The sequence below is a fragment of the Streptomyces sp. NPDC046379 genome, assembly GCF_055587785.1.
Window position 1 is genome coordinate 1 of record NZ_JBVJFP010000053.1, and the last position, 5212, is coordinate 5212.

General features: G+C 73.2%; 3 pseudogenes. All 3 read left to right on the plus strand.

Annotated features, from left to right (window positions below):
- Nucleotides 1-1813: 1813 nt before the first annotated feature.
- Nucleotides 1814-2050: pseudogene (locus ACZ6KF_RS33820) on the plus strand (AfsR/SARP family transcriptional regulator); the annotation flags it as partial.
- A 291-nt stretch (nt 2051-2341) separates the two neighbouring features.
- Nucleotides 2342-2950 (plus strand): annotated as a pseudogene (locus tag ACZ6KF_RS33825) (AfsR/SARP family transcriptional regulator); the annotation flags it as partial.
- A gap of 1474 nt (nt 2951-4424) precedes the next feature.
- Nucleotides 4425-5212, plus strand: a pseudogene (locus ACZ6KF_RS33830) (Fe-S oxidoreductase); the annotation flags it as partial.

A 5212-nucleotide genomic window follows, 5' to 3' on the forward strand; every position in this document is an offset into this window, starting at 1 on the left:
CACCCCCCAGGTCATCCGTTCGACAGGGGGCAACAGTCATGCCGGGCCCGGAGGCCAGCGGCCCTCTTGCAGGACCGCGAAGAAGATAACGGGGGTAAACCGCTTGGACGGTTTTGTGTAGGGGGTGTGTGGGGTCTGGTTCCGGACGGCTGTGGTCGCCTGTGGGGGGCGTCCCGGTGGTGTGGTGGGGCTGGCGGAGTGTGCGGGGGCTGGGCCTGGGGTGGGGAGCGGCCGGGGTGTGCGGGTGCTGGTTTTCGGGTGGTGTCCGGGGGCTGGGCCTGGGGCGGTGGCCGGGGTGTGCGGGGGCTGATTTTCGGGTGGTGTGCGGGGGGTGTGGGGTGGGGGCGGGGGTTGTCGTGCCGGGTGGTGGTACGGCCGGGGCGTGCCTTTTTGTGTCGGGCGGTTTCGGCGTGGGGGCTGTTGTCGGGGGGTGGGGAACCGGGCGTGGGGGAGTGCGGCGGCGGGCGGTGCCGGGTGGCTTGTGGTGAAGGCGTTCACGGTGTGCGCGGTGGTGCTGTGCGGGCCTGGTCCGGCTGGGTCTGGCCCCGCCGGGTGTTTCGCGGTCCGGTTGCCCCGCGGTGCCTGGGGGAGCCTGGCGGGTCTTGGGTTGGTGTGGGGTCTGCCGGGCGGGTGCCGCCGGGCCGGGTGTTGTGTTCGGTTCCCCCGCCACCCTTGGCAGACGCGCACCACCACCCGCCGTATCCACGTCCCCGGGCGCGCAACCCGCGCATCCGCCCCCCGGGCCCGCAGCCGGCGAGCGCATCCCCCGGTCCGCGGCCTCCGGGCCCGCAGGGCGGCTGGGACACCGGCTTCCCGGACTCCATCCCGGAGGTCCTGCGCGCGTGCCGGCGGTCCGGCGCGGGCAGGGCCTCGCGGTCGTCGGCGGTGGCCACGCATCCGCGATCGGACGGGAGGGGGCGGCGCCCGGCGGGAACGCCGACACGGCCGCGGACCGCCGGCCGCACCGGGCCGGGCACCGGGCCGGGTACCGGGCTGGAAGAAGCGTGGTGGCGTGTTCGGGTCTGTCGTGGGTGGCGGCCGGGGGGTGTGCGGGGGGTGTGTCTTGTGTCGCGTCGGGTTCTGTGCGCTCTTTAGGTGTGCCGGGGTGCCGGGGTGCCGGGGTGCCGGGGTGCCGGGGTGCCGGGGTGCCGGTGTCGGGGTGCCGGTGTGCCGGTGTGTGCGGGGGGTGTGTGGGGGGTGGTGGCGTGTCCGGGGGTGGGTTGGCGGGTTGTGGTGGGGGTACCCGCGGGGTCGGGTGGGGTGCCGTGCCCGGTGTCCTGCTTGTGCTGTGGGCGGTGCCGTGCCCGGTGTCCTGCTTGTGCTGTGGGCGGTGCCGTGTCCTTGTGGCGGGCGGTGCCGGTGCCGGTGCGGGGGTTTGTTCCGGTCCTTCTTGCGGGGTTTTTGTTCCGGGGTTTGGGGGGTCCGGCGGGGGTGTGGCGGTCCTGGGGTCCGGTGGGGGTGGTCGGTGGGGTTGCCGTGGGGTGCGTCTGGAACGTGTGGGCGGCCCCCGAATTAAACAGCACGCGCGGTATGTTATGGGGGGTGGGGAGGGGTGCTGTGCCGGGGTGGGGAGTGTTTGTGTTGGTGAATTCCGGGTGGTCGGGCGGGGGGTGTTCCGGGCGGGCGGGCGGGTGGGCGGGGGCGGCGAAATGGATATACCCGCACGTCGCGGGCCGGGATGGCTGAAACCGTGCACGTCTGGCTGTAGCGCGCGGTGAAACAGCGCAACTGGTTTTCGGTTGACAAACCGTCCGGCCTGTTTTGTACTCGTGAGGTGCCGGACGACAGCACACTCACCCAGGGGGGAAACGGCGTGCAGATCGACGTACTGGGCATATTGGACGTCAGAGTGAACGGGGTGTCGGTCGCTCCTACGGCGCCCAAGCCCAGGCAGGTGCTGGCGTTGCTGGCTCTGCACGCCGATCAGGTGGTGCCGGTGTCGGCGCTGATCGACGAGGTGTGGGCGGGCCGGCCGCCGCGCAGTGCGCGGACCACGCTGCAGACGTATGTGCTGCAGCTGCGTGATCTGATCACGGCGGCGCTGGAGCGGCCTGCGCCCGCCGCGGCCGGCCCCGGTGCCGGTGCTGTTCCCGCTTCGCCGGCTTCCCCGGGTTCCCCGGGTTCTTCTGTTTCCCCGGCTGTGCCGGATGCCGCCTCCCCGGTCTCTTCCGGCTCCCCGGTCTTCCCGGCCTCTTCCGGTTTCCCGGCTGTGCCGGATGCCGCTTCCCCGGCTTCTGCGGGCTCTGCGGGCTCTGGGGTGTTTTCCGGGCCCTCTGTGTCTTCCGGGGCTGTGTCCTGGGGCGGGGGTGTGGAGCCGGCTGGGGGCGGGGCCGGCGGCGGGGGAGGGGGGCGGCGCAGTGCGAAGGATGTGCTGGTGACCGTTCCCGGGGGGTACATGCTGGTCTCGGGCGGGGGGCGCAGTGATGTGCGGGAGTTCGAGCGGCTGGCCGGGGCGGGGTACCGGGCCATTGACGCGGGTGACTTCCGGGATGCCTCCCGGCTGCTGCGGGAGGCTCTGGCGCTGTGGACCGGGCCGGCGTTCGCGGGGGTCGCGGCGGGTGCCCGGCTGGAGATGGAGGCCAGGCGGCTGGAGGAGAGCCGGCTGTGTGCGCTGGACCAGCGCATCGAGGCGGATCTGCGTCTGGGCCGTCACCGTGAACTGCTGGCCGAGCTGACGGTGCTGACCAGCCGTTACCGCACTCATGAGAACATGCACGCCCAGTTCATGCTCGCTCTGCACCGCTCCGGCCGGCGTGGCGAGGCCCTGGACGTCTACCACCGGCTGCGCGGCACCCTGGTGCGGGACCTGGGCCTGGAGCCCTCCGCGCGGCTGCGCCGCCTGCAGCAGTCGATCCTGGTCGCCGCTCCGGAGACCCCTCTGTCCGAACCGCAGCTGCCCGCCCCGCTGCCGCTTCCCCTCCCGCTGTCCCCCGCCCGCACCGGGCAGTGACCCACCCCCCGGCCCGTCCCGGGCAGTGACCTGCCCCGGCCCGTCCCGGGCTGGGGCGGTGGCCCGCTCCCGTGCGTGTGCCGGGGCGGTGGGCCCGCCGCTCCGGCCCGTACCCGGGCGGTGTCCGGCCCTGTCCTGCATCGGGGCCTGTCCCGTCTTGCCGCCCGGTACGGGGGTCCTGCATCCGGCCCGTGCTCACCGCCCGCCCCGGGCGGTGCCCGGCCCCGCACCCGGGCTGGTGATGCGGTGGCCCGTTCCCGTGCGTGTGCCGGGGTGGTGGGTGCGTCTTCGTGCCTCGTGCCGGGGTTGAGGCGGGCGGTGGCCCGGTTTCGGGGCGGTGACCTGCTCCCCGGGGTGGCCGGCCCCGTGCCGGGGTTGAGGCGGTGGCCGGTCCTGTTCGTGTGCCGGGGCGGTGTCCCGTTTTCCTGCCGGGTGCGGCTGTTCCGGACCTGGCCGGCATGCGCTGCCCGCACCGGGCGGTGACGCGTCGTCTCGCCCTGCACCGGGCAGTGTTCCGCTTCCCCCTGCCGGATGGGGGCGGTGCCCGGGGGCGTCCTTTCGGCCTGCGGGGCTGCCCGGCACTGCTGTCCGTGCCTGCCGCGGTACCGGGAGGTGTCGTGTCCTGCGCGGCGTGTGCTGGCGCTGTGCACTCTGTCTGTGCCCGCCCGCACTGGGCGGTGAGTCCGTCGTCCCCGTCCCCTGCCGGGGGTGTCCCGTCCTGCGCGGCCCGCACCCGTTCCTGCGCGGCGTCCGTGTTCGGCGCCGCCTGCGGGCGGTGGCCTGCTTCCTCGTGCCGGATGGGGGCGGTGCCCGGGGGCGTCCTGCGCGGCCTGTGGGGCTGCCCGGCGCTGCTGTCCGTGCCTGCCGCGGTACCGGGGGGTGTCGTGTCCTGCGCGGCCCGTACCGCGGCCCGGCACTGTGTCTGTGCCTGCCGCTGTACCGTGTGGTGTCCGGATCTTCCCTGCCGCTCCTGCGCCCGGTCCGTGCCGGCCGCCTGCGCCGGGTGGAGGGGGCACGGCCCCTCGTCCCGTGCCGGGGGGTGTTCCCGTCCTTTCCGGCCTGCGGGGCTGTCCGGCACTGCTGTCCGTGCCTGCCGCGGTGCCTACCGGGAGGTGTCGTGTCCTGCGCGGCGTGTGCTGCGCTGCGCTTCGTCGGTGCTCGCCGCCGTGCTGGGTGGTGAGTCCGTCTGTGCCGGCCTGTGCCGCTGTGGGGTGTGGGGTGTGGGGTGCGTGGTGTGCGGGTTCGGGTGCGTTCGTGCGGGTCGTGCGCGGTTCCCGTGTTCCCGGGCGGCGGGCGGGCTGGTGCGGGGGTGGGGGGTGAACTCGCGGGCGGGGCAGGGGCGGTGGGGCGGGGTGCAGCGGTGCAGATCACGCGCGGGGCGGCTGCGCTGTGGGGCGGTGAGTGGGTAGCCTCAGACAACAAGGTTAAGTTACCGCTTAGTAGCTGACTTTCGCCGGTTCGAGGAGCCCATTCAATGCAACTCGTCGCGATCATCGTGTCGCTGCCCCTGATGGTGGTCGGCTTCGCGCTGTTCGGCCGGGCCGTCGCGCAGATCTACCGCCACGTACGGCTCGGCCAGCCCGTCCCCGAGGGGGCGCGGACCGACAGTCCCTACCAGCGCAGTGCGACGCTGGCCCGGGAGTTCGTCGTGCACACCCGGATGAACCGCTGGGGCGTCATCGGGGCGGCGCACTGGTTCGTCGCGGTGGGCTTCTACACCCTGCTGCTGACGCTGGTGAACGCCACTGTGCAGCTGTTCGACCCGTACTGGGTGCTGCCGGTGCTGGGTCATTTCACGCCTTACAACATGATGGTGGAGTTCCTGGGCGTGATGACGGTGCTGGGGGTGCTGGTGCTGATCGCCGTGCGCCAGCTCAGCCGGCCCTCCGGTGCGGGCCGCAAGTCCCGCTTCGCGGGCTCGCGTACGGGGCAGGCGTATTTCGTCGAGACGGTCATCGTCGTCGTGGGCACCTGCATCGTGGTCCTGCACGCCCTGGAGGGCGCCCTGCACGGCGTCGGCGGCTACCAGGCCTCCTACTTCCTGTCCTATCCGCTGGTGGCGTGGTTCGGGGACATGAGCCCGGCCGTCCGGGAGAACCTCGTCTACGGTGTCGCCGGCCTGAAGATCAGCGTCTCCTTCATCTGGATGATCACGGTTTCCCTCAAGACCGACATGGGGGTGGCGTGGCACCGGTTCCTGGCGTTCCCGAACATCTGGTTCAAGCGGAACGCGGACGGGTCGACGGCGCTGGGCGCGTTGCA